19 protein-coding genes are annotated in these 24558 nt (G+C 55.7%); 3 read left to right on the forward strand and 16 right to left on the reverse strand.

Going from position 1 to position 24558, the window contains the following annotated elements; translation table 11 throughout:
* Nucleotides 1-26: 26 nt before the first annotated feature.
* From AC19YX_RS00830 to AC19YX_RS00845, 4 genes are all read right to left on the reverse strand, one after another.
* A complete protein-coding gene (locus AC19YX_RS00830; RefSeq protein WP_500605428.1) occupies nt 27-1238 on the reverse strand; it encodes an acetyl-CoA C-acetyltransferase in 1212 nt (403 codons plus the stop codon).
* Between the two features lie 136 nt (nt 1239-1374).
* Nucleotides 1375-2205, reverse strand: a complete 831-nt coding sequence (locus AC19YX_RS00835) for an HpcH/HpaI aldolase/citrate lyase family protein (protein ID WP_500605429.1) — start codon at nt 2203-2205, stop codon at nt 1375-1377.
* A complete protein-coding gene (locus AC19YX_RS00840; RefSeq protein WP_500605430.1) occupies nt 2199-3047 on the reverse strand; it encodes an HTD2 family dehydratase in 849 nt (282 codons plus the stop codon). The genes AC19YX_RS00835 and AC19YX_RS00840 overlap by 7 nt, the downstream gene beginning before the upstream one ends.
* 94 nt (nt 3048-3141) lie before the next feature.
* Nucleotides 3142-4053 carry an SDR family NAD(P)-dependent oxidoreductase gene (locus AC19YX_RS00845; RefSeq protein ID WP_500605431.1) on the reverse strand — a complete coding sequence of 304 codons (912 nt, stop codon included), beginning with the start codon at nt 4051-4053 and terminating at the stop codon, nt 3142-3144.
* 330 nt (nt 4054-4383) lie between these two features.
* Between AC19YX_RS00845 and AC19YX_RS00850 the strand changes: the two genes are divergently transcribed.
* Both AC19YX_RS00850 and AC19YX_RS00855 read left to right on the forward strand, forming a co-directional pair.
* Nucleotides 4384-5643, forward strand: a complete 1260-nt coding sequence (locus AC19YX_RS00850) for a CaiB/BaiF CoA transferase family protein (RefSeq protein ID WP_500605432.1) — start codon at nt 4384-4386, stop codon at nt 5641-5643.
* Nucleotides 5644-5962: 319 nt separating this feature from the next.
* Entirely contained in the window at nt 5963-7237 is a 1275-nt protein-coding gene (locus tag AC19YX_RS00855; RefSeq protein WP_500605433.1) for an MFS transporter, read from the forward strand.
* 162 nt (nt 7238-7399) lie between these two features.
* On the opposite strand, the gene AC19YX_RS00860 is transcribed toward AC19YX_RS00855, so the two are convergent.
* Together AC19YX_RS00860 and AC19YX_RS00865 are read right to left on the reverse strand one after the other, a co-directional pair.
* Entirely contained in the window at nt 7400-11026 is a 3627-nt protein-coding gene (locus AC19YX_RS00860; RefSeq protein WP_500605434.1) for a transporter substrate-binding domain-containing protein, read from the reverse strand.
* Nucleotides 11027-11128: 102 nt separating this feature from the next.
* Nucleotides 11129-12340, reverse strand: a complete 1212-nt coding sequence (locus tag AC19YX_RS00865) for an EAL domain-containing response regulator (protein ID WP_078473476.1) — start codon at nt 12338-12340, stop codon at nt 11129-11131.
* A gap of 208 nt (nt 12341-12548) precedes the next feature.
* Between AC19YX_RS00865 and AC19YX_RS00870 the strand changes: the two genes are divergently transcribed.
* Nucleotides 12549-13175 carry a response regulator transcription factor gene (locus AC19YX_RS00870; protein WP_020297990.1) on the forward strand — a complete coding sequence of 209 codons (627 nt, stop codon included), beginning with the start codon at nt 12549-12551 and terminating at the stop codon, nt 13173-13175.
* 498 nt (nt 13176-13673) lie between these two features.
* On the opposite strand, the gene AC19YX_RS00875 is transcribed toward AC19YX_RS00870, so the two are convergent.
* From AC19YX_RS00875 to AC19YX_RS00920, 10 genes are all read right to left on the reverse strand, one after another.
* Complete coding sequence (locus AC19YX_RS00875) at nt 13674-14090, reverse strand: hypothetical protein (RefSeq protein ID WP_500605435.1); 417 nt, start codon at nt 14088-14090, stop codon at nt 13674-13676.
* A 211-nt stretch (nt 14091-14301) separates the two neighbouring features.
* Nucleotides 14302-15405 carry a CgeB family protein gene (locus AC19YX_RS00880; RefSeq protein WP_500605436.1) on the reverse strand — a complete coding sequence of 368 codons (1104 nt, stop codon included), beginning with the start codon at nt 15403-15405 and terminating at the stop codon, nt 14302-14304.
* Between the two features lie 116 nt (nt 15406-15521).
* Entirely contained in the window at nt 15522-16490 is a 969-nt protein-coding gene (locus tag AC19YX_RS00885; RefSeq protein ID WP_500605437.1) for a glycosyltransferase family 2 protein, read from the reverse strand.
* A complete protein-coding gene (locus AC19YX_RS00890; protein WP_500605438.1) occupies nt 16480-17484 on the reverse strand; it encodes a hypothetical protein in 1005 nt (334 codons plus the stop codon). Before AC19YX_RS00890 ends, AC19YX_RS00885 begins: the two co-directional genes overlap by 11 nt.
* Nucleotides 17481-19445, reverse strand: a complete 1965-nt coding sequence (locus AC19YX_RS00895; RefSeq protein WP_500605439.1) for a glycosyltransferase family protein — start codon at nt 19443-19445, stop codon at nt 17481-17483. The genes AC19YX_RS00890 and AC19YX_RS00895 overlap by 4 nt, the downstream gene beginning before the upstream one ends.
* Nucleotides 19446-19473: 28 nt before the next feature.
* Complete coding sequence (locus tag AC19YX_RS00900) at nt 19474-20805, reverse strand: ABC transporter ATP-binding protein (RefSeq protein WP_500605440.1); 1332 nt, start codon at nt 20803-20805, stop codon at nt 19474-19476.
* Between the two features lie 5 nt (nt 20806-20810).
* Nucleotides 20811-21620: an ABC transporter permease gene (locus tag AC19YX_RS00905; protein WP_500605441.1), complete on the reverse strand. Its 810-nt coding sequence runs from the start codon at nt 21618-21620 to the stop codon at nt 20811-20813.
* Between the two features lie 36 nt (nt 21621-21656).
* Nucleotides 21657-22595, reverse strand: coding sequence for an NAD-dependent epimerase/dehydratase family protein (locus tag AC19YX_RS00910; protein WP_500605442.1), 939 nt, complete (start codon nt 22593-22595; stop codon nt 21657-21659).
* A 76-nt stretch (nt 22596-22671) separates the two neighbouring features.
* Nucleotides 22672-23385 (reverse strand): sugar phosphate nucleotidyltransferase, encoded by a 714-nt coding sequence (locus AC19YX_RS00915; RefSeq protein ID WP_500605443.1) that lies wholly within the window; start codon nt 23383-23385, stop codon nt 22672-22674.
* Between the two features lie 3 nt (nt 23386-23388).
* A complete protein-coding gene (locus AC19YX_RS00920; RefSeq protein WP_500605444.1) occupies nt 23389-24543 on the reverse strand; it encodes a DegT/DnrJ/EryC1/StrS family aminotransferase in 1155 nt (384 codons plus the stop codon).
* Nucleotides 24544-24558: the final 15 nt, after the last annotated feature.

Here is a 24558-nt window from a genome sequence, read left to right on the forward strand (position 1 = left end):
GAGGGGTTGACTCTTGCGTACAGCGCTCAACTCACCCGCTCAAAGATCGCCGCCAGCCCTTGGCCGCCACCGATACACATAGTCTCCAGGCCGTAGCGGCCATTACGCCGCCCCAGTTCGCGCAGCATGGTCGCCAGAATCCGGGTCCCTGTCGCCCCAACCGGATGGCCCAGGGAAATCCCCGAACCATTGACGTTCAGGCGCTCATAATCACCCGCGTTGAACGACAAGGCGCTGGTGCAGGCCAGGACTTGCGCGGCAAATGCTTCGTTGATTTCAATCAGGTCCATGTCCTTGAGCGTCAGCCCGGCACGGCGCAGTACCAACTCGGTGGCCGGCACCGGACCGATGCCCATGCGCTCAGGCTCAACTCCCGCCACCGCCCAGTTGACCAGCCGGCCAAAAGGCCGCAATCCAAGCTTCTCGGCCTGTTCACGGGTGGTGACAATGCACACGGCGGCGCCGTCGTTCTGGCCGCTGGCGTTGCCCGCGGTCACCGTGGCTTCGGGGTCGGCGCCCAGGCGCACCGCCTTGAGTGCAGCCAGACTTTCCATCGACACATCGGCCCGTGGATGCTCGTCGATGCTGACCTGCATCACCCCGTTGCGGGTCTTGACCGCGACCGGAACGATCTCTTCCTCAAAACTGCCATTAGCCTGGGCGGCAATCGCCCGCTGGTGCGAGCGCAGCGCCATTTCATCCTGCGCATGCCGACTGATGGCGTACTCACGCCGAAGGTTTTCTGCGGTCTCCAGCATGCCGCCCGCCACCGGGTAATGCTTGCCACCCGAGGTGATACGCCCCCGTGCAATGCGGTCCCACAATGGGCTGGAATCCCCGCGCAAGCCCCAGCGATTGCCCAGCACGTAGTGTTCAGCCTGGCTCATGCTTTCCGCACCGCCAGCAATGACCAGATCACAGGCCCCGGTCTGCACTCGCATTGCAGCATCGATCACCGCTTGCAGGCCGGAACCGCAGCGCCGATCCAGCTGCAAACCAGGGACTCGAACCCCCAGCCCGGCATCCAGCGCCGCGATCCGCCCAATAGCGGGGGCTTCGCCGTTGGGGTAGCACTGGCCAAGAATAACGTCGTCAATCACCTCGGGAGGTAGCCCGGTGCGCTTGACCAACTCACCGATCAGTTGCGCTGCCAGCTCGACAGCGGGAACGTCACGAAAGATGCCGCCATAGCGACCCACCGCAGTACGCATCGGCTCACAAATAACTGCTTCACGCATAGTGTTCACTCACCTTGTTAGAGAAATGATTTCGAGGAGCCGCAAAGCGGGATACGCCCCCCATTCAGGACCTTTGACCAGGCACCCTCGACCGGGGGCTTGGAAGCGGCTATCCGGGCAGTGCCGAACCAGGCGTTCATACTGCGCAGCCCCCGGTGTTGCTCGCCCGGGCAAGAATGCGTCGTGCGCGCTCGATCAGCGGCCGGTCGATCATCTCGCCATCGAGCTGCACCGCAGCGCCGCTGTCACAGGCCTTCAGCGCAGCGCGCGCCCAGGCAATCGCTTGGTCATCCGGCACGAACGCCTGCTTGATCGGCAACACCTGGCGCGGGTGAATCGCCAGCTTGCCGCCAAAGCCAAGGCCGGCGGCCATCAATGCCTCGTGGTGCACCGCCTCCGGGTCGTCAAAACGTGTGGCAATACCGTCCAACGGCGGCGGCAAGCCTGCCAGCCGCGACTGCAATACCAGCACCCCGCGGCAGTAAGCCAGCGCCCCCCAGCTCGGCTGGCAGCCCAGGTCCAGGGCAAGATCCAGCGCACCCAGGGCGGCTTGAACCACACCCGGGGCCTGAAGCAGGCCGGCGAGGTCAATAAAGGCGTTGGCGGTTTCGACGAGTGCAATCACCGGCACCTGGTACCCCAGCAGATCGTGCACGCGCTGGATATCGGCGGCCGTTTCGGCCTTGGCCAGCATCAGCCCATCAAAACGCGCAGCGCGCAGCGCGATGAGATCGCCTTCGAAGGCCTCGCTGGCGGCGGCATTGATCCGAATAATGACCGGCACCGATTGAATCCCATGCAGAGCCACAGAGCGCCGAGCTACGTCGCGTGCGGCCGGCGCCACGCCGTCTTCCAGATCCAGAACAACGGTATCGGCCCCACTGGCGGCAGCCTTGGCAAACCGCTCGGGGCGATCGCCCGGCACAAACAAGGCCGCAATCGGCGCCCGAAAAGAGCTGCTTAACATGTCGCACTGGCCTCCATGTTCACCTGGTTATCCGCATCCTGGGTCCACCCCTCAAGACTGGCTCCGTGCTGCTGCCAATCCACCGCGGCACGAAATGCCCGTCCGCCAATCAAGGGGGCTAGACCACGGTAGGCAAAGCGTTGCGGCACCCGCCCGGCATGGCTGGCCATCAGGTTGAAGAGCACGCTGGCCTGCAGCGGCCCATGGACCACCAGCCCGGGGTAACCCTCTTCACCGGTGGCGTAGGGCAAGTCGTAGTGGATGCGGTGGGCATTGAAGGTCAGTGCGCTGTAACGCAGCAGCAGCGTTGGCGGCGTCTGTACCCAGCATTGCCGCTGGCCCGGCCGCGGCGGTGCTGCCTCGGCTGGGCCCGCAGTGCAGGTCGCGGCGCCTCGATAGACGATGTCCTGGCGCTCGCGAATGGCCAACCTCCCAGCGCAGGACAACTCATGTTCGACCGTGACGAAACACAACTGGCCGCTGCGCCCGGTCTTGAAGCGGATATCGGCAATGGTCGACACCCGCTGGATACGCTGGCCAAGTGGCAGCGGTGCCAGGGTGTGCACTTCACCCCCCGCCCACATTCGCCGAGGCAGAGGCACCGGCGGTAAAAAACCGCCACGTTGCGGATGCCCATCAATCCCCAGCTCATCCATGCCGGCCTGTGCCGTGGACGGAGCAAGGCACCAGTGCAAACCCGGCGGCGCATGACTTTCGGTTTGCCAAAGATGCGGACCCAGGGTGGCACGATAGGCCTCGAGCATCTGCTCGGTGAGCAGCGCCTCGCACACTTCGCGGCGCCCCAGCCAGGCCTGGATTGCCTCAGGTTGCTGAGTGCTCATCGCCAAGCCTCCGGTAAGCGGGCAAGGCAGCGTTGTTGCGGACCCTTGAAGCTCATGGCTCTATCTCCTTATTGAATGGCTGCTGACCGAGCGTTCAGACCGGATCCCAACAGAACACATCGGAGCTCACCTGCAAGGGCGTGAAGCCATCGGCCAACGCCGGCATGGCATGTTCGGCGATGCTCAGCGGGCTCCAACCTTCGCTTTGTTGCACCGAGCGCAGCGGGCGGCTCTGACTCATCAGCATCACTTCGTTGCGACGTACGGTGAACACCTGCCCGTTCACATCCTTGGCCCGATCGGACAGCAAGTACGCGGCGAGTGGCGTGTTCTTTTCCGGGGTCATCTGCTTGAGGCGCTCAACCCGCGCCGTCTCCTGCGGGCTCGTTTGCGGAATAGCGCTGGTCATGCGGCTCCAGGCAAATGGGGCGATGCAGTTGGAACGCACGTTGAAGCGCTGCATGTCGAGGGCGATGGATTTGGAGAGCGCGACAATGCCCAGCTTGGCCGCCGAATAGTTGGCCTGGCCGACGTTGCCGATCAGCCCGGAGGCGCTGACCATGTGCACGAAGGCGCCACTTTCCTGCTGGCGAAAGTGCTCGGCCGCCGCACGGCTGACGAAGAAACTGCCGTTGAGGTGAACCTGGATCACCGACAACCAGTCTTGCGGGCTCATTTTGTGAAAAATCACGTCACGAATAATCCCCGCGTTGTTCACCACGCCGTCGATCCGACCGAAGCTGTCCAGCGCGCAGGCGATGATGTGTTGCGCGCCACTCCACTCGGCAACGCTGTCGGTATTGATGACTGCGCACCCGCCTTCGGCCTCGATCAGTTTCAGGGTTTCCTCAGCCGGCGAGGAGGAACCGCCCTCACCTCCCAGTGACACGCCGACGTCGTTTATGACCACCGCCGCACCGGCGCGCGCCATCTCCAGCGCCATGGCCCGCCCGATGCCACCACCGGCGCCCGTCACCACAATTACCTTGCTTTCTAAAATCACCATTCTGAACCTCAATCAGCAATCGGAAATTTTGCAAAACGCGGAACCCTCTATCCCTGGCCATCTTGTTTTGCACGACAAAGCTTAAAAACAACGAAAAATCCTACAAACAATAAGGATAAGTCGACATACAGCCTTGGCAGCCCACGGGAATCACAGCCTACTCCTGATTATCTATAGAACTGAAACACCTTGTTTTAGTCATCATGCTGAATAGCATTCTCCATATTGAAAACAAAATCAACTTGAAGTAGCTTCGACATCCACAACACGACTCACACCGCCGACAACGACGGAGGCCTGTTTTTTCTAGAGATGAGGAATGACTGACAAATGAACACGAACACCAGCAAGCGCCCCTTGGAGGGCGTGCTTGTACTGGACCTCTCCCGCGTACTGGCAGGCCCGTGGTGCACGCAGATATTGGGAGATTTCGGCGCCGACGTGGCCAAGATCGAAATGGTCGGGGTGGGTGATGACACCCGCAGGTGGGGACCTCCATTCCTTCCCGAGGACAGCGAGGGCGGGCCAGGTGAAAGCGCCTATTACCTTGGCTGCAACAGGAACAAGCGCTCCGCGGCGATCGATATCGCTGACCCGGCAGGCGCCGACCTGATCCGGCGCCTTGCGGCACAGGCCGATATCCTGGTTGAAAATTTCCGGGTCGGCGGGCTGAAAAAATACCAGCTCGACTACGAGAGCCTGCGAGTCATCAACCCTAAATTGGTCTATTGCTCCATCACCGGCTTCGGCCAGGACGGCCCGTACGCAGACCGCGGCGGTTATGACTTCATCGCCCAGGGCATGGGCGGCCTCATGAGTATCACCGGCGATCGGGATGCCGCTCCCACCAAGGTCGGGGTCGCCATCACCGACCTGACTACCGGTATCTACGCCAACGTCTCGGTGCTGATCGCCCTGCGTCACGCAGAGAAAACCGGCATCGGCCAGCACATCGACTGTTCGCTGCTCGATACCCAGATTGCCATGCTCGCCAATCAGGCCATGAGCTGGCTGGTGGGCGCCACAGTGCCGGGGCGCATGGGTAATGCGCACCCGACAGTGGTTCCGTATCGCACGTTCGAAAGCCTGGATGGCGACCTGATCATCGCAGTGGGCAACGACCACCAGTTCAAAGCACTGGTCCAGGTGCTGGGGCGCCCCGACCTCGCGCTTGACGAGCGATTCATGGAGAACTCAGGACGCGTCATTCACCGTGATGCACTGGAAGCCGAACTTGAAGAGATCGTAGGAACATGGCGCAGTCACCAACTGATAGCGCAACTGGTCGCTGCCAAGGTTCCGGCAGGCCCCGTCAACACCATCGACCAGGTCTTTGCCGACCCGTTTATCGAAGCAAGAAAATCGGTCCACCATTTCGTGCGAGACGATAACGTAGACATCCCCACCCTGGCCTATCCTGGCAAGCTCTCCGAGACACCTGCCGACTATCGTCGCGAGCCGCCAAGGCTTGGCCAGCACACCGAAGAAATTCTGAGCCAGTGGATCAACCTCTCGACTGATGAGTTGCGACACTTGGCTGCTGCCGGCGTGATCTGGAATCGCCCAAAGCAAAAAAGCCCTACGCCGTGAACGCTGTAAATCCACTGGAGACCTACGCGCCTCCGCACGAGAGCAACGCTCAACGTGCAGGCTTGAAGTTCCCGAGTAACACTTCAAATCACCCTTCAAACTAAAAGTCGTGGCCCCAGGCGAAATACAAATAACACGCACTACAAACGGACCTGACAGGCACCATTAGTTGCAAATGACATAAAGCGGTCCTGAGCGACTTCAACAAAGCGACTAACGATAGTGGCGTGATGGCGAGTCACAACCTCGCACTGTGCCGATAGATGTTTACCCCATAGCACGTCAAACCCTTATAAAAATAAAAAACACAGGCATACCTATGAACAATATTGCTCAGACACAAGCACTAACACTGAATAAAGATCGAACCTGGATTGCAGTTTTCTTTTTTTGCTTTATCTGCCTAGTCGCTGACGGCACCGACCTGATGCTCCTTTCCTATAGTTTAAGCAGCCTGAAATCAGAGTTTGGGCTGAGCAGTCTTGAGGCCGGGACTTTAGGCAGTTTGACATTGGCCGGCATGGCCATTGGTGGCATTTACGGTGGATGGTTGTGTGACCGCCTCGGCAGGGTCAAGACCATCATCTGGAGCATTGTGTTATTCAGCCTGGCCAGCGGTGCCCTGGGGCTGGCGAATAGCTACAGCCAATTTGCAGTTATACGTTTTATCGCATCCCTGGGCTTGGGCGCGGTTTATGTGGCCTGTACGACACTTATGGCGGAATACGTGCCCACACGTTATAGGACCACGGTCCTTGGCACCCTGCAGGCGGGCTACTCGGTCGGCTATATAGTCGCGACCTTGCTTGCGGGCTGGATCTTGCCCGAGCACGGCTGGCGCTGGTTATTTTATGTGTCCGCGATTCCCGTGGTGCTCGCGATATTCATGCAGATCTTTGTTCCGGAATCAGACACCTGGTTAAAAGCACGCGCCGAGCGGTTGAAAAACAAAGGGACTCAACCGCGAACATGCACCCCCAGCAAAAGCGCTGGCACCTTCAGACAGATATGGAATGACCCGGCCGCCAACCGCATGTTTATGTTCTGGGCGCTCACTGCCTGCTTCCTGCAGTTTGGTTACTTTGGCGTGAACAACTGGATGCCTTCATATCTCGAAGGTGAACTGGGGATCAACTTCAAGTCCATGACCTCCTATATGGTTGGAACTTACACCGCCATGATATTAGGCAAAATATTAGCCGGCATCGCCGCAGATAAATTCGGCCGCCGAGCCACCTTTGCATTTGGGACACTGTCAACCGCTGCATTCCTGCCCATCATCGTGTTGTTTCAAACACCGGAAACAATCTTGCCGCTAATGGTGACCTTTGGGTTTCTGTACGGGATCCCCTATGCCGTCAACGCGACCTACATGACAGAAAGCTTTGAGGCAAAGTTTCGAGGAACGGCCGTGGGCGGTGCTTATAACATCGGGCGTATTGGAGCCGCCATTGCTCCGGCAACCATAGGTTTCCTGGCCACCTATGCGTCCATTGGAACCGGCTTCTTGATCATGGGGGCGGCCTATTTCATTTGCGGAGTTATTCCCGCGCTGTTTATCAAAGAAAAGCAATTCGACCCCATAAAACAATAAACCTCTAAACATTGACCCGTTATAAATCCCCCCTTGTTTAACTCAAGAACACACACGGTCCTTGAGCTCTGTACCCTGGACAAAGGCGCCGGCTTTGGCACTGATGCCGAGACACTACGGTTTTGGGATGAGTGGATGCATAGCGCCATTTGATACAGCCCCTCAGCGCTGCTGGAGATTCAGCAGCGCCCGCTCCAGCGCATTGATAGCTGTTTCGACCTCCTCCACCGCCTGCCTGAGCTGCGCCGATGTCACTTGCGAGTCTTCGCATGCCGCTTCGAGGCGCCGACAGCACTCCACCAACTGCTCGCCTATCACCACCCGCGCAGCACCTTTGATGCGATGCGCCAGCTCCGAAAGTTTGTCGATCTCGCCTTCTTGCAACAACGTGAACATCCGTTGGCAGTCCTTGCGATTGCTGTTGATCAGTTCATCCAGGATCTGGCGGAATTTCACCGGTTCGCTGCTGATCAACAACTCTAGCGGGCCAAGATCGACCAGTTGCGCCACCCCGTGTGTCGCGTCCAGTGGCTGCAAGGAGGAATGTTCGAGCTGATCGGCCTGGTGCAGCGCCAGCAGGCGAGCGTCCAGGTCATCAATCCCGATGGGCTTGATCAGGCAATCGTTCATGCCCGCCAGGATGCACAGTTCAAGCTCTTCGGGTTGGGCGTCTGCGGTCAGGCCGAGAATCACGGTGGGCTCCAACGCCCGCTCCTGCTCCATACGGCGGATTGCACGAGTCAGCTCGACACCATTCATGAGCGGCATGTGGCAGTCGGTAATGACAATATCGAAAGGCTGTTCACTCCAGTATTCAAAGGCCTTCTGGCCGTTTTCCGCCTCGCCGACATCGTGGCCGAGGAACTCCAGTTGCTGGCACAGCACCTGGCGATTGACCTGATGATCATCCACCACCAGCACCTGCAGGCGATAACGCTGCGGGGACGTTGGTAGCGCCGAGAGCTGCGTGACGCTGATGGGCTCGAGCACTTGCACCCGCAGCTCGATCTCGACCTGCGTACCCCGACCCAAGGTGCTGCTGATGTTCAGCCGGCCCCCCATCATTTCGCACAGCGAGCGACAGATCACCAGGCCCAGGCCCGTACCTTCAGAGTGCTGCATCGTGCGCTGCACCTGGAAAAACGGTAGGAACAGGCGCTGCTGATCGACCGAGCTGATACCGATGCCGCTGTCTTCGACACGGATACTCACATTGAGCAGGCTGCTGTCGCTCAAGCTGCCCACAATACTGATCTTGACTATGCCCTCTTCAGTGAACTTGATCGCATTGCTGACCAGGTTGGAGAGAATCTGCTTGAACCGCAGGGCGTCGACCAGAACATCGCAATTGATGCTCGAGTCGATCTCCAGCACCAGGTTCAGGCGTTTCTGTCGCGCCAGCCCCTCAAATACCCGCGCGACCGATTCAACCAGTTCGCGCAGGTTGGCGCGCTTGGGCGAGAGGCTCAGGCGGCCCGATTCGATACGGGCGATATCGAGGATATCGCCGATCAATTCCAACAGGCTTCTGGCCGAAGTGTGGGCAATTTCGATGCTCGCACGGTCGATGGGCTCGCTGTCGGCGCGCTTGAGCGCCAGCTCCAGGATGCCGATGACCGCGTTCATGGGCGTGCGAATTTCATGACTCATGGTTGCCAGGAAGCTGGTCTTGGCCCGGCTGGCATCGTCCGCGTGGTTTTTCGCCTCCTGCAACTGCTGCACCAGGTGACGGTGTTCGGTGATGTCGACCCAACCGCAGATCACACCCTTAAGAACGCCCTGGGCGCTCTGAAACGGATGTGCCCAGTGGCTGATCCAGACTTCCCGGCCTTGCAGTTGAACGGCATGCACCGACTCGACCGTTCGCCCCTCGTCCAGGGCTCGTTGGTAGTCACGATGGAAATCAGGCGGGCCTTCGAAGTTTTCCGCAGGCAACTGCTGCACTGCTTTGTTCAGCACCTGTTCTCTGCCCAGACCGACGCTTTTCAGGTAGCTGCGGTTGCACGACAGCACGCGGCCCGCGGTGTCACAGACGTACAGCGGCGGCGGCATGCAGTCGGTCAAGGTTTCGACAAACCGCAACTGATCGTTGAGCATCCGCTCGGCGGTGCGCCGCGCCTTGATTTGTCGACGCAGGTAAATCACCCAAACCAGGGACAACAGCACCAGCAGCGCAGCACCGGCGATTACCTCGCTGATCACCCGCTGATAATCGACCCAAGTCTGCCCGCTCATGCCTGGCGGGGAGCGCCAGCGATTGGAGATCGCGTTCAACTCATCCGGCGCAATGTTCTGCAAAACCGTGTTGATGATCGACTGCAGCTCCGCATCGCTGCGGCGCAACGCAAAGTTGATCGTACTCGGCCCGAGATCGATTACATGGTTGATGACCAACTTGTCGCGAAACAGTCGCTCGGTGTAATAGCGTGCTGCGGGCAGCGCGATAACGGCGGCATCGGCCTTGCCCTCGTAGAGCAGATTCATCGAATCCAGGGTGCTGCCGGCTTCGATCACTTGCGCTTGCGGATAGCTTTGACGCAGCCGCTGCAGAGCGACGTGACCGGAAGGAATGGCCACCCGCTTATTCACCAGATCGCCCAACTTGCCTTGCTGCTCGATATCGCTGAGCAACACAAAAGGGCCGGCAATCAGCGGCCTGGAAAAGCGCAGGTAGTCTTCCCGCTCGGGGCTCGCCGTCATCAGCGCCAGATCGGCCTCGCCCTGTTGCAGGGCTTGGATGATCTGCGGGTACCCGCCGCTGCGCGAGACCACTTGAAAGTCCAGGCCGGTACTCAGGGTGATCACTTCCAGAAGATCGATCACACTGCCGGAAAAGACCCCATTGGCATCAAAATAGGCACCGGGGGGCAGGTCGTCATTGATCACCAGTCGCGCCACCGGGTGCCGCTCGATCCAGCGCAACTGTTCCGGGGTCAGATGGATCGGCTCTTCGCCGGGGATAAAGCTGTTGCCGACCCAGCGTTTGGCCAGAATGTTCAACTGATCATGACCAATGGTCTCGATGGCCACATCCACCAGGTGCTGCAAGCGAGTGTTGTCGCCCCGCAGCGCATATCTGTAGCCACCGAGGGGCAAATCGGCAAAACGCTCGAAGCGCACGTAGCCGTAGAACGAACGATTGATCTGGTAATAGGCGCTGTACAGGTCATCGAGGTAAGCATCGGCCTGGCCAAAGGCAGCGGCGGCAATCGCCTGCTCATGGCTGGCAAAAACCCTGAAATCGGCACCCGGGTAGCGCTGCTGCAACTCCGTCAGGTGCTCACCCGTGACAGCCACGCGCACGCCGGCCAGATCAAGGGGCGAATGCTGTGGCTCGGCGTTACGCTTGAACAGCGCGAGCCGGTCCCGAGCATAGGGCATGCTGAAAATAAGGTCTTGGCGTGGCAACGAACTGCCGTGGCGACTGACCATATCGATGCTGCCCGCTTGCAGGGCCTGCTCGGCATCCTGATCGTTGGCGAAAGCCACGATTTTCACTTGGACGCCGAGCAACTGTGCAACCAGGTGGGTGGCATCGGCGCTGATGCCCTCGTATTGGTTGTCCTGGGCATTGACCGAGAATGGCGGCGACTCGCTGGGCGACACACCGACCCTGAGTTCGGCCTTGTGCCGCAGCCAGCGCCAGTCGTCAGGCGAAATCGCCATATCGTGACGGTCGATGCGCAATTGACTGGAGAGCGCCTTGGGCACTAGACCCGGCGAAGCAGCGACCACTGAGGCGCTGATGGAAAGCAGGCACAAGCACAGCCAGAAAGAACGTAAATACATGGGAGTTCAGAGACCGAAAATGCCTGGGAATACGGGAGCCGGTTGTGGGTAAACGCAGCCGTCGCGGCTCGCGCAATAATAGATCAAAGCCGTTGGCCAGGCTTAATCATCGTTACCCGGCCCATTCTGGTTTGCCGCCCGGCCCAGGCAGTAGTCGATAAAGTGATTTTCCGGCATGGGGCGGGCGAACAGGAAGCCCTGGCCGATGCTGCAACCCAACTCGATCAGGCGAGCCTGTTGCTCGACGGTTTCCACACCTTCAATGACCAGCGAAATGTTCAGTGCCCGCGCCAGTGCCACCGAGCAACTGACGATCGCGGCACTCCGGGGCTGGCTTTGCATTTTGTGCACGAACGCCCGGTCGAGCTTGATCTGGCTGAATGGCAGCTCGCTGAGCCGATCCAGGGACGAATAGCCGGCGCCAAAATCATCCATGGCCAGGCCACAGCCAAGAATCCGCAGCCGTACCAGGTTCTCCAGGCTGCTGGCCGGAGCACCGATAAGCGCGGACTCGGTGATCTCGAACATCACGCTGGCCGGCGGCACCTTGGCACGCTTGAGCAGCATCGGAATGCGCTCGGTCAACACGGCGTTGGCCAACTGCGCCGGGTGCAGATTGAACGCCAGGTTGATCCCCCGGCCCTGGGCCGCCAGCCGCTGGTGCAGGGCCAGGCCCTGTTCGAACAGATGCCAGAACATCCTGTCGATCAGGTTGTGCTGCTCCATCACCGGTAAAAAGTGCGCGGGGGCCAAGATCCCCAACTGCGGGTGCGCCCAGCGCGCGAGCACTTCGGCACCGACCAGGACCTGCCCATGCAGGGTGACTTTGGGTTGGTAATAGGCCTCGAATTGGTGGTCGTCCAGGCCCTGTCGCACGTCGCCCAGCGTTGGCATCTCGGCCGGCGACAGCAAAATGGGCGCAGCATTGCAACGCGCCTGGTAGCGTTTGACCAGCAGGCAGAAGCCCTCCATGTTGAAGGGCTTGCCCAAATCACCGAGGAACGGCAGGCCCAGGCAGTGGATCATCGACACCGTGGCCTGGCGCAGGATAGGTTCAAGCTCGCTGCACAGCACTACCCCCCGCACCTTGCCGCTGTTGCTGGCATGACGCAGAAAGGCCAGGCCATCCATCCCGGCCATTTTCAGATCACAGAGCACAATATCCACGTGGCTGCACTCGGCCAGGATAGCCACCGCTTTATCGCCGTCCGCTGCTTGCAGCACGCGGCCCGGCAGCAGCTTTTCCAGCGCGGTCACGGTGACCAGACGCTGGAAGGGTTCATCCTCGAGCACCAAAACAATCAAGTCTTGCATCGCAGGTCTACACACAAAAGGGGGGGATGATCAGTGTGCGAGGCTGCATCTGAGGCCTAAATGGGAAATTTCCTATGTCATCCAAGAATTTTCCGAAGCTAAACTAGGCGCAAGTACTCCGCTGTCCGACTCGGCTAATAATGGCGTCAGCTTTTTTTCCCAATAAGACATCCCATGACCGACGTGTTTCGAGAGGTTAAACAACACCATGCATAGTGTTCTGATAGTTGACGATCATCCGGTGATTCGATTCGCCGTCAGGGCTCTGTTGGAAAAAAACGGTATGCGTGTGGTCGGTGAAGCCGACAACGGTATCGATGCAGTTCAGTTGGTACGTGAGCTGACACCGCAGGTGGTGATTCTCGATATCGGCATTCCAAAACTGGATGGTTTCAACGTTATTACCCGAATCAAGACACTCAACGTGCGCAGCGAAATATTGATATTGACCTCGCAACCTGCCGACTCGGTGTGCCGACGCTGTATCCAGCTCGGTGCCCGTGGCTTCGTCAATAAAGAAGAAGGCATGGACAATCTGATTACCGCGATCAAGGCGGTGGACAGCGGGTATACCTTCTTTCCTCCACTGGCCTCGGACACGGTCAATCCGGCGGAGCAACTCACCGAACTGATGCAGATTCAATCCCTGACTGATCGCGAGTTGACGGTCTTGCAGCACTTGGCCCAGGGCTACTCGAACAAGCAGATCAGCGAAATGCTGTTCCTCAGCAACAAGACCATCAGTACCTACAAGACCCGTCTGCTGCAGAAACTGAATGCCACGTCCCTGGTGGACCTGGCCGAGTTCGCCAAACGTAATGCCTTGACGGCTTGAATTAACTGTTGCAGTGACTTTTAGATGGCCGCGCCTCAATCCAGGCCTGACCGCCACCATACTGCATGAATGTGCTTCTGGCGGCTAACAGCTGTACAGAGGCTCCTGCAGGATGGCACAGCCAATTCTTCGGCTTTGCGGTTAGGTAGCCGCCATGCGCCGATAGTTGCGAATGGCGGCAGCGATTGGCAAGCAACTGGGTGCGCATTTGTTATTGAGTACTTCAGGTCTCATCTAAATTGCTTGTGAGTTAAATAACGCCTCTCGCTGCTTGACATTCTGGCTTTTCGAATTTGCAAAACATCACGAACAAAAACAATTAAAGAGAAACTAATTACGAGTCTGGCAGGTGGGACTTCAAGGGCTTGTTTGTCATCACAACAACAAATATAAAAGCTAAGAGCTATGCTCGCCACACTCACCTACTTGAACGGCCTTCACGAACTTGAGTTCACCTCGGAGGGGACAGAGGCAGCGGTCCTGCGGTGTCGCCAGCTTTCAAGCAAAGACTCTATTGCAATGCACACGAATTCGCCCACCAACAGTGAAACGCCGATGATGATCATCTGAGTTGAATAAATCCCTATCGGCAGCCCCACTTTCTCCAGTATTACACCGACAACCATTCCGTGAACCCAGCCAACGGTCAAGGCGGTTTTTTCTTACCAGTACAGAAAGACAAGCGGCAGACAAAAAAACAAGTATGACCAGATAAATTTTTAAAATCCTGAACACGCTTGGCGGATAAAAATTGGTGATCCACTCGCCATAATTTTTCATATATTTATCATTGACCACCAAGGCCATATAGAAATCAAAGACCATGAAAAATAATATGGCCGAAACAGGTACATGAAGCCAATAAAAATGACGCTGGGGAATATGATAGACAAATATCGACAAGGCGAGAAACAAGCTAAGCATTCTCGCTTTTAAAAATCTTCTTCATGCAGTGCCTAGTATTTCATGTCCCACCAAGACGTTTTATAGCGTTTAACAATCTATAAAAATAGTAATTCTAAAACCAAAAACCATCCATGGTAAAAAGCTAATCTAAGATGGCCAAAAAAAATCAGCAAAAAGCGGCGGCTACATTGGTACTTATTGGAGAGTGCGCCAGCAGTTGCTATTGCTCGATCAATCGATGCAGCTCAGACAGGCTGCCAGCGTGCAAGATGCTTCCCGCCTTGTACAGGTATTGGAGGGTTTCAATACCCAGTGTCACATCCACGTTTCCCAACTCCTTTTTTAGTGAGAAATATTCCTCCCCCCAACAAACAAAATTCCAGATTGGATCTTCCTCAACCAACATCGGGGGCAACAACTTCAGCGGCACTGTTCCCGATGCACTGCCATCGAGGGAATGAAGAAGGGTCCTGTCCAATACCTGTTCCATGATGTGCGCCATCGGCATGCTAGCCTTATAAAGCTCAAAAACCGTCTCAGCCTTTCTGTCCCAGCCAGAGTCAAGAATACTCAAGGCGTACTCGTGAAACGGCATCTTCTCTGGACAGATACCCGCAATATCACCCTGCCGAGTGGGTACAGGCACATATTCCGCAGCCACCGCCCGTTTCGCCATCATCAACCTTCCCAGGCGAGTCGGAGAAGGTATCGGCCATTGATCGGACTGCTTGAAGTTCAGGCCGATCCGACTGTTGCCAATGAGCTGCTCAACACTGTCAGCAGAAAGAAAGCCCACAGGCCATTCAATACGTGCATATTGGCCCAACTGCTCCACCACCTTCTCTCGATAGGGGGTCCTTAGCCCAAAAAAACAAAAATCATATTGAGGGCTGTCATTCGCCTGAAGAGGAATGAGTCGCTCCGAAAATCCCAATTCGATAAATGCCGTTGGACAAAACCTGGCATAGAACGGCACCGTGCTTTCCACCATCGTCCAGATGAACTTGGCACGTTGTGCCACTTCGGCAAATGTATTGAACCTCGTTACCCACTCGGGCTCGTCTCGCCAATTGAAACCCTGACCATCCGGTATTTCCGTGGCAATGATTCCGTAGTCGACACCGGATCGGATAAGCGCGTCGGCCATCCCGGGTTCGAAATATTCCCAAAACAGATTAATCGCCGACCTTTCTACGCTGCTTGCGGAAAAAGTGACCTTATGCCCCAAATCGAGCAGCCCGGCCTCGAACCAATCAGCCATATCAGTCAACGTAGACTTACCTACTTCATGGTGATTGGCGGTACAAAAATGAAACCAGGCCATAAACCAAGCTGCTCCTTAAAATAATTCTAGTGTCGCCCCTCCGGGAGGCAGTTGGCTTGCACAGTTAGCTTCGAGAACCGTAGTCCATGACATTGTCTACTGAACCAATACTGACCTTACGGACCCTTGATGAAAGGCTTCAGCAATCCATGGGCCGCTGAATGACGTAGCGTGAACCAGACCCACAGGTATGTGCGCCAGCGAAGGGGTAGATCCGCATCGAGGAATATCCGCTTGAAGTAAAAAAACAATGCACTGCGGTTTATAGCCGGTGTATCGCCCAACTCCTCCGGCACCGCTGGGGAACCGATCGGTTCATCTCGAAGCGCTCTGAGGAGCCGCACTGCCGCATCTCGCCGGTGAGTACTCAATCTGATGAATATCGAATCGTCTTGGAAACGCCCGCGTTTTTTGTATGTCTCGTCATAGACAGACTTACCCGTACGGTAGTGCAAGTGCTCGAAGACCACATCGGAGAGATAGATAAACCGATCAAATCCCTGATGCTGAATACGTTTAAAGATGTCAAACAGATGAACGTCGATAAAGGCCCCCGCATAAGCCGTTGGGTAAGGATCGACAAGCAGTTCACAGGTGCTGCGCGATAGGATCGGAAAAGTCGCTAAGCCGCCTTTCTTTAGCAGGTCATTGCAATACCCCAGATATATCCGGTCGGCAAAACGCTCATGCATCGAACGCACTTCACTGTCCCAGCCAACAGTCCGCATCACCATGTCGTCATTGACCAATACAATGATCTGACCACGGGAAGCTCGATAGCATTCGGAATTGTAAGCGCCCATGGACTGATTTGGACCGATGATCCGCACTGTATGCAGGGCCCCTCCATCTAGTCCATGGCTTCCCGGATCATCATCATCGACGTAAAGGATGACTTCGATGGCGTCGAGACTCGCTGCGGTACTCACGACACTTTCAAAAAAACGTTTGACCAACTCGGGTCGAGCCCGAGTCGGCAAGAGCAGGGATATCAGGGTGATTTCATTCGAGTGATTATCGCCTTCCGAGCCACTCGCCTTGAACATTTTTGCAGTGCCTGTAACTGCGGACAGTTCATCCTCCATTATTCACTTCCAGATTCTGAGTTGTGGACGAAGACGTTACGTGATCGGTCATTTGCCAATAGGCGAAGAGATCGTGCGGGAAAGGTTTCTCGCGGGCGAACTTCTCAGCCATTGCGTGATAACGGCCATGCATTTCTATATACAGGGCCTCAGCATCTTGAACATGGGTCCTTAGCACTTCGAACCAATCGGGGCCCAGTTCGATCTGAGGGCAGCAGGCAGCGATCTGCGACGTATCCGCCGTTCCCAGGGAAACGGTTACCCGACCGACTCGCAATGCCGCGATGATGCGCATCAGAGAAAGCCAGCGCCACTCCAGACGTTGCGGGATATTGAGTATCAGCCGAGATGCGCGATTCAATGCATCGCGTTCCTCATGGGATACAAAGCGGTGAGGACAAGCAAGCGAGAATCCTTGATCCTGCAACAGGTCGAGCATCTTGCCTCGATAATCCGTGACAGCCCCTGTGAACAATAAGTCAGTCGCCGGTACTTCGGTCCCTGAAACCGACTCGACCAACTCCAACATCGGAAAGCTGATGGTTCTTACCGGAACACCCGGCAACATCTTGTCCATGCTGATCAACTCGGGAAGATCACCAAGGATCAAAAAACTACAGATGTACGGGAGGCACTCGAACAAATGCTGGATGCGCGCCACCTGCATGGTCGGATGCATGTAATCATTGTTGTTCCAGAGAGGATCGCCGTGGATGAAGATCCTATCGTCAACGAAATCGAGATGTTCGGTCATGATCACTGCGACCCGTTTTTGGTGGGTACTGCAGAAATCAATAAGGGTGTCACGTGAGTGCTCGGAAAAATTCTCGATCACTATATTCAGGCGTTCTTCATGGGGTTGATTACCGACACTGACCGAATAGCCCTGCTGCTGCAATGCGAGCACCAGGAAATCGACTTGATCACTGATGCCAAAGAATGAGTGATTATAGACCCAGAGGTGAACCGCTGGTCTGGTGTGAAATTTGCTCATACCGATCCTTTGTCCATCGTCTTGTCAAGGCACACAGCCGAGCCCTTCTCGGCCAGGCCGGCAATTACAAACTGCTTGACCACCTGAAGGTCGGTGTCCGAGTAGCATCGATTGTAGAGCCCCTTATCCAGCCTCTCGGCGGTCAATGCTCCATCACTCTGCAGTACTGCGTGAAAGCACCCATCGTAAAGAATGATGCTGAAACCATGAAACCCATCCACGACCAGATGCGGCTCACCTTTATATTTCGGGGTGGCGGGAGATGGATGATGTCCGATGCTCTCCACTGAGTTTGCGCCAGAGGCTGACAGCGTTTTTTTTAGGCGACGATATTGCCGCAGCCATTGCGAACAACGACTGTGCAACCGCGGAAACCGCATCAGGAGTCTGGAGAGCAGCCTCAGCGTCTCCGAGCCCTTGGGCTCCAGCGGTGTCACGGGCTGCGGCAGGTATCTCCCCATCAGTTCGGGCAGGCTATTTGCTAGAACCATGGGTTCGACCTGCGACTGGCTGTACTGAACCACTACTGACCAATCCTGAGTTGCCATGATCGGGCAGCCCTTCAGAAGTGCGAAATACGCACCCTGGGACCAAACACTGTACAAACCGGTATTTATTCGCAATCGCGGATGTGCAGACATGCTGAAAGCCAGGCGCAGACCTTGCGCGTCGAGCAGGTACTGACTCAATGGAATCGGAGGCGCCTTCAAGACAGGCGGCGTCGGACTCTTGCTGGCGATGTAAAGCTCGAGAGCACGCCCCCAAAACGATTGTGCAAAAGCCTTCGCAGTGAAGTCTGTCATGCTCCGCTGGTGAGCGGCCTGTTGCAGCGCAAAGTACAGCGGTGGTGCTAGCAATTCGGGAATGCGGCGCAACAGCTCCTGAATGATCTGCTCATCCTCATGATCAGTTCGCTTTGGTATTTCCCAAGGTTTTGCGCTTGCAGGCTCAGCGCCAACCGTCAGCCCCTGCCTATTATCCAGAAGTAGCGTTGTGCTCCCCTGGACCGCCGCGATCACCGGAACACAGCCCAGGCTCATCGCCCGAAGAGTTTCGAACGTGCACAGCACATCAGCAGGCTGCAGGAAGACATGCGACCCTGCCATCAGGGTCTCAAGCTCTGCAAGAGAGGAGCCCGTCCACAAAATGCTGTGACCTGTCTCGCGGCCTACGAAAGCATTATCCACACCCGCCGCCTCTAGCACTTCTGGACTAGGGCGCTCACAAGCCATGGTCAGGGTCGCGCTATGCCCTCCAGCAAGGAAGGCTTGCCAGAAGCGTAATACCCGATGCCCTCCGCAAGTAAAAAAGTCAGTCTCATGGCCCGAGGTAACAACAAAGATAAAACGGGGAAGAGAGAGCGATGGCCTCTCGAGAAGCACACACTCGAAGCGGATTTCTGGTGCTGGTAGTCCTATGGAAGTCGTGAATAGTCGAGACTCCATTTGCGCAGATCCCAAAAAATCCCTCAATGCGGTCAGGGCGGTAGGCTGATGGGAAAAAACCCCCAGACACAAGGGGCCACCCAGCAAATTCCGGTAATACTCGCGAATCAGCGGCAGTTTCTCCTCGACAGAATCTGACCCCGCCGCCCACGGTGAAAACAACGAGCGTAACGACTCAAAATGCAGCAAGAAAGGTCGGGTCAGACTGGGAAAGGGAGCAGAATGGAAAAGCTCAATATCCCCCGGCAGCATCTGGGTCAACCGTCGGTTTTCCACTCCAAAGCCACTAATGTGTAGTACGCCCTGATGATCGGCCTGTGTGGCCAGTCCCGATAGGAGCCAATTGCGAAAATCATCAGAGTTGGCAAGCATGTTCTGCAGGGCGACATTGTCCCACCCATTGATATCGACCCCAAAAGGTGCCGGATCGAACAGCCCGCTGTACAACGGATGAAATCCAGACAAAGGAATGTAATGGCTCTGGTTCCATGGAACGGCCACTGCCAACCTGCTCATCATGCTGCCCCTTCAACGTGCGTGTAGATCATAAGCCTCCCTCCTGCCGGCCAGACATGGACAAAACATCATGTTTGACCTGCAGATTGGCAAAACCAACAATCCCCGGGGTTGTGGCAAACTTGAGCCATGCCATCGAACGTCTTACATCCATAAAACGGTCTTCTTCTGGGGTAACCTGAGTGCAGCCAAGATCCAGAAAGTACTCGGCACCTACCAGCCCTGCATGCAAAGAGAATCTGACAACCAGACACTCCCCCGCATCTGCTGACAACAAGGGGGCTCCGAGCATCAACAAGTTGGTTCCAAAGACATAGGTACCATCGAGGGACACAATGGCAAATCCAACAGAAACGCTATCCAGCTTTTTGTGGAAAAGTACTTTGACTAACAGTTCTATCGTCTGGCCCGAAGAGATGGCAGGCGGGTTACTTTGACCATCCGCCAGAATTTCAAAATCTATAATCTTGACTTCACCGCTGCCCAGCCGTGTTTCGTGGGCATTGTAGGAAGGCCTGCTGCAGACTAGGTCGGCCTTTCCACTAGCCAGCAACCGCTCCGCCTCACCTGACGTGACCTCGATCGGCGTGGCGGGCGAATCTTCCAACTGTGTCTGTTCAGCCCCTCCGGACAACAGGTTCTGATAGTGATTGACCGCGGCAACAATAGGACCGTCATAAGACACACGGCCATGCTCAATCACCACACCCCGCTGACAAAGGCGCAACACCGTATCGGCACTATGGGAAACGAATAGGATGGTCTTACCTTGTTCGACGAACTCGCGAATACGCTGGAAACACCGATGCTGGAACTTAGCATCCCCGACACTCAGCGCCTCATCAATAATCAGGATTTCCGGATCGACATGTATGGCGGCCGCAAAGGCCACTCTTACGAACATTCCCGAAGAGTAAGTTTTCACGGGTTGGTCGAAGTGTTCGCCTATTTCTGCAAACCCTTCGATTTCAGGCATCTTGGCCTCCATCGCAGCACGACTGAAACCCATGATCGAACCATTGAGAATCACATTTTCTCGCCCAGTGAACTCGGGATTAAAACCCACCCCCAACTCCAGCAATGCAGAAATCTTACCGCTCACCTGGGTGCTGCCATTAGTTGCCTGCATCACCTCGCAAATGATCTGCAACAACGTCGACTTGCCAGAGCCATTACGCCCCAAGATCGCGATGAACTCGCCTTTGTTTACCTCGAAGGAAACATCATGCAATGCCCAAAACTCTTTGTGGTATTGCTTGCGCAAAGGGTGAAGCCCTTCAATCAGGCGCTGCCTGGGCGAAGAAAACAATCTGAATTTTTTGGAGACGTTCTTCACAGAGATAACGATATCGTTTTGCATGGCGATTACAGAACATCCGCGAATTCCGGCTTCAACCGGCGAAAGATGAAAGCCCCCAGAAACAACAGAATGATATTGCCTCCCCAGAACACTAGGGTCTGATCCAGCGGTGGCAATAAAACCGTTTGGAAAATCAAGGCCTCTCGATATCCCTGAACGATGTAGTTCATGGGGTTATAAACCATCCATTCTGCTATGGCCGGTGGCATGATCTCCGGAGACCAGACGATGGGGGTACTCCAAAACCATAGGTTAAGCAGAATCGTCAGAGCCTGACCAATATCCCGATAAAATACCTGCAATGCAGCAAGCAGCCACCCTAACCCCAGCAACATGAGAAACATGCATAGCATGTAATAGACAAACAGCAAGCGCGCCGGGAACATTGGCACGTTATAGAACAACATCAAACCCGCCAGTACCAATAGGAATACCCCATGGGGAATCAGACCTGACATCAGATGGACCAACGGCAAGATCTCCGTGGGGAACACCGTTTTTTTGACCAGATGACCATTTCGGGTGACCGAATAGGTGATCGACTGCAACGCATCACTGAAAAAGAACCAAGGCACCAGGCCACAGACGAACCAAAGAATAAAGGGTGTGTTCACGGGAGCCTGTGAACGGAAGCCGACCGCAAAGACGAAATAAAACACCACGACAATCGCGATCGGATGAGCGAACGCCCATATCAAGCCCCCAAGCGTTCCAACATAGCGACTTTGTAGATCACGCATAGCAAGCGCCTGGATCATGGCACGATGTCGGATCACATTACGCAGCAGTTCCCTCACAGAAAGATGGCTAGCCAAGTGACAGTCCTTATATTGCCTAGTACATCACGACAGTCAAACGTTGCCGTAAACCGTGTTCTTGATCATGGTGAAACCCTTGATCAAGTCTTTGATGCCGTCATCCAGAGAGATTGAGGTGCTATAGCCGGTCGCTTCCAGCTTTGCATTGGATACCACGTAGTTGCGCTGGTCCTGATCCTTCCCGACCGGAGCCTCAAGGAACACGAAATCCGGGATCTGCTTCTGGATTCGCTCGCACAACTCACGCTTGGAAATATTAGCGTCCGAAAGGCCGACGTTATAGATTTCACCGTTCATGTTTGAAAAGTTGTCTAGACCATGCAGGAACGCTCGCGCCACATCGCGTACATGGATGTAGTTTCGTTTGAATGAGCTTTCGAACAGTACGACGAAGCGGTCATGGACGGCACGATAAGTGAAGTCATTGACGAGAAGATCCGTGCGCATCCGCGGAGACATGCCGAAAACCGTTGCCAGACGGAAGCTGATTACATTTTCCCGCTGCATCAGCAGTTCTTCGACTTCAACCTTTTCCTTGGCGTACTGGGAAATCGGCCGCAGGGGTGACTCCTCACTGCAGAAATTGTTGGCATCCCCCGTACCATAAGCACTGTTGGTGGTTGGCATGAGCACAACCTGCTCAGGTGACAACAATCGCAGCATCATCGCAATCGCGTCGTGGTTGATGCTCGAAGCCCCTACCGGATCGGCGTTGCACATCGGGGCACCGACCAACGCCGCAAGCGGAATGACCACATCGACCTTGCTAAGCAGCGGCTTCATCACGCTCTCAATACGAATATCTCCCTTCACCACATTGAAGTTGGGCGCATGGCATATATGGTTCAGGCTCGCTTGCTTGAACAGGAAGTTATCCAACACAGTGACTTTATGTCCTGCGTCCAGTAATGCGGGGACGAGAGTAGCCCCCAAATAGCCAGCACCACCGGTCACGAGAATGTTATGGCTCATCGCCTGCTACCTTCTTCAAATATTTAAATGATGTGAAGGCATAAGTTCCTGTTCCCAGGAGACTCATGCCTGCGATTCAAATTGCAGTCAATACAAGGGGCGCGCGTTGGTAATCCTCGGGAATACCGATATCGATAAAAACGCCATCGACACCGAAACCCGATAAAGGAGTACCGCGGCCAAGTAAGGTTGGTAAAAGCTCATCCTCCAACGACAGAGCTTCACCCACAGTGAATGGTATGTCAGTCAAACTACTGCGACGCACCCAGTAGACACCGCCATTAGAAAGCCCCCCCAGTTCCCCGCGCTGCGAGGCCAATGAGACGATGTGCTGACTTTCGTTCAGCTCAAGCCCCATATATCGATTCGCTTCGGTTGCGCGAAACAGAGACAACACCCAATCCGCGACACTTTGCCGCGCAAACCCATCCAGTGCCGCGAGTGGTACCGCAAAGAAGGTGTCGCCATTAAGCACTAGAAACGCTTCCTCATCCCGCAACTTCGACGCAGCCAGCAGCAAGCCACCGCCAGTTCCGAGACGATCATATTCAATCGCGTACTCCACTTCGGCAGTTCGATAAGCGCTGCCGAAGTGTTCGGTGATGACATGGCACTGATAGCCCACTGACAGAATGAAGCGACTGATGCCCTGATCGATCCAGTAATCCATCAACGACTCGAGAAACGGACGGCCATTGATGGGCGCCATGGGCTTTGGCACATCAGATACGACACTGCGCAAGCGAGTCCCCAATCCTCCGGCCAATATGATCGCGGTCGTGACAGTCATGGGCTATACGCGATTGAGGAAGTGGCACAAATCGTCAATTTCCTCGTCTCGCAAATCTGGGAAATTACCGATATAGAATCCGTAGAAATGGATGTGCTCGGTTTCCGGAAACTCAAGGTAGTAGTCCGACGACACAATGCCTTTGAGGTACGGCTGGCGCAGCTGATTGCCGCCGCCTGCACTGCCCCTACGAAACTCGATACCACCTTCTTTCATGTGCGTCATGAGCCGCTCTACCATTGCATTATCCGGCTCACGCAAAATTAGATTGAATGCGTAGTTGCTCGAGCCTTCTAGCTTGAAATCAGTGCGGTATTTCTGCGGATCAATACCTTTGAGAAACCGATGCAGGTTCTCTGTACGACGCTCCACGTTCGCGGATAATCGCTTGAGTTGCTTGCGCCCGAGGATCCCGCCAATTTCGGTGTTTCGTGTATTGAACGCGGGAAAAGCGAAAATGAAGTCGGGATTGAGCTCAGGGTTACCCTCCTGATACTGAGCCCGTAACTCAGGATCATTAGACTCCCGTACCATACCGTGGGAGCGCAACATGCGAGCTTGTTGATAAACCAACGGGTCATTAGTGCAAATCATGCCACCTTCGATGGTGCTCATATGATGGGCATAGTAGAACGAAAAGTTGGAAACCCAGCCCAAGCTCCCCAGACGGCGCCCGTTATGTTCAGCACCGTGGGACTCGCACACATCTTCAATCAACGGAATATCGCGACGCTCCAGTTCCTGCATCACCTCGTCGTCGATACCGTCGAAGCCTTGCACGTGAGTCAGGAACACGGCTCGGGTACGATCGTTCAATTTGCTCAGGATCTCCTTCGGATCCATCGAGAGCGTACGAGGATCAATATCGGTGAATACCGGTGTGAAGCCGTTTTGCAGAACACTCGCAATATCGGATACCCAGGTCAGCGATGGCACAAGCACTTCGCCACCTTCCGGGTGACGAAGCTTGAGCAACGCCATGGTCAGCAAATTCGCCGAAGCACCGGAGTTCACAAAAACGCTGTACTTGACCCCAAGCCATTGCGACCACTCCTCCTCAAAAGCCTTCACATTCTCGCCATGAGTAAGTTTGGGGTCATCCTGACGCAGGTGTTCAATCACTGCATCCAAGTCTTCTCGCAAGATATTATTGCGCATTAGGGGGTATTTCAT

The sequence above is a fragment of the Pseudomonas sp. MF09150 genome, from assembly GCF_059862355.1.

Excerpts from the sequence above, each read along its gene's own strand:
- AC19YX_RS00830 (WP_500605428.1), bottom strand. The coding sequence starts at position 1,238 with ATGCGTGAAGCAGTTATTTGTGAGCCGATGCGTACTGCGGTGGGTCGC.
- AC19YX_RS00835 (WP_500605429.1), bottom strand. The coding sequence starts at position 2,205 with ATGTTAAGCAGCTCTTTTCGGGCGCCGATTGCGGCCTTGTTTGTGCCG.
- AC19YX_RS00840 (WP_500605430.1), bottom strand. The coding sequence starts at position 3,047 with ATGAGCACTCAGCAACCTGAGGCAATCCAGGCCTGGCTGGGGCGCCGC.
- AC19YX_RS00845 (WP_500605431.1), bottom strand. The coding sequence starts at position 4,053 with ATGGTGATTTTAGAAAGCAAGGTAATTGTGGTGACGGGCGCCGGTGGT.
- AC19YX_RS00850 (WP_500605432.1), top strand. The coding sequence starts at position 4,384 with ATGAACACGAACACCAGCAAGCGCCCCTTGGAGGGCGTGCTTGTACTG.
- AC19YX_RS00855 (WP_500605433.1), top strand. The coding sequence starts at position 5,963 with ATGAACAATATTGCTCAGACACAAGCACTAACACTGAATAAAGATCGA.
- AC19YX_RS00860 (WP_500605434.1), bottom strand. The coding sequence starts at position 11,026 with ATGTATTTACGTTCTTTCTGGCTGTGCTTGTGCCTGCTTTCCATCAGC.
- AC19YX_RS00865 (WP_078473476.1), bottom strand. The coding sequence starts at position 12,340 with ATGCAAGACTTGATTGTTTTGGTGCTCGAGGATGAACCCTTCCAGCGT.
- AC19YX_RS00870 (WP_020297990.1), top strand. The coding sequence starts at position 12,549 with ATGCATAGTGTTCTGATAGTTGACGATCATCCGGTGATTCGATTCGCC.
- AC19YX_RS00880 (WP_500605436.1), bottom strand. The coding sequence starts at position 15,405 with ATGGCCTGGTTTCATTTTTGTACCGCCAATCACCATGAAGTAGGTAAG.
- AC19YX_RS00885 (WP_500605437.1), bottom strand. The coding sequence starts at position 16,490 with ATGGAGGATGAACTGTCCGCAGTTACAGGCACTGCAAAAATGTTCAAG.
- AC19YX_RS00890 (WP_500605438.1), bottom strand. The coding sequence starts at position 17,484 with ATGAGCAAATTTCACACCAGACCAGCGGTTCACCTCTGGGTCTATAAT.
- AC19YX_RS00895 (WP_500605439.1), bottom strand. The coding sequence starts at position 19,445 with ATGAGCAGGTTGGCAGTGGCCGTTCCATGGAACCAGAGCCATTACATT.
- AC19YX_RS00900 (WP_500605440.1), bottom strand. The coding sequence starts at position 20,805 with ATGCAAAACGATATCGTTATCTCTGTGAAGAACGTCTCCAAAAAATTC.
- AC19YX_RS00910 (WP_500605442.1), bottom strand. The coding sequence starts at position 22,595 with ATGAGCCATAACATTCTCGTGACCGGTGGTGCTGGCTATTTGGGGGCT.
- AC19YX_RS00915 (WP_500605443.1), bottom strand. The coding sequence starts at position 23,385 with ATGACTGTCACGACCGCGATCATATTGGCCGGAGGATTGGGGACTCGC.
- AC19YX_RS00920 (WP_500605444.1), bottom strand. The coding sequence starts at position 24,543 with ATGCGCAATAATATCTTGCGAGAAGACTTGGATGCAGTGATTGAACAC.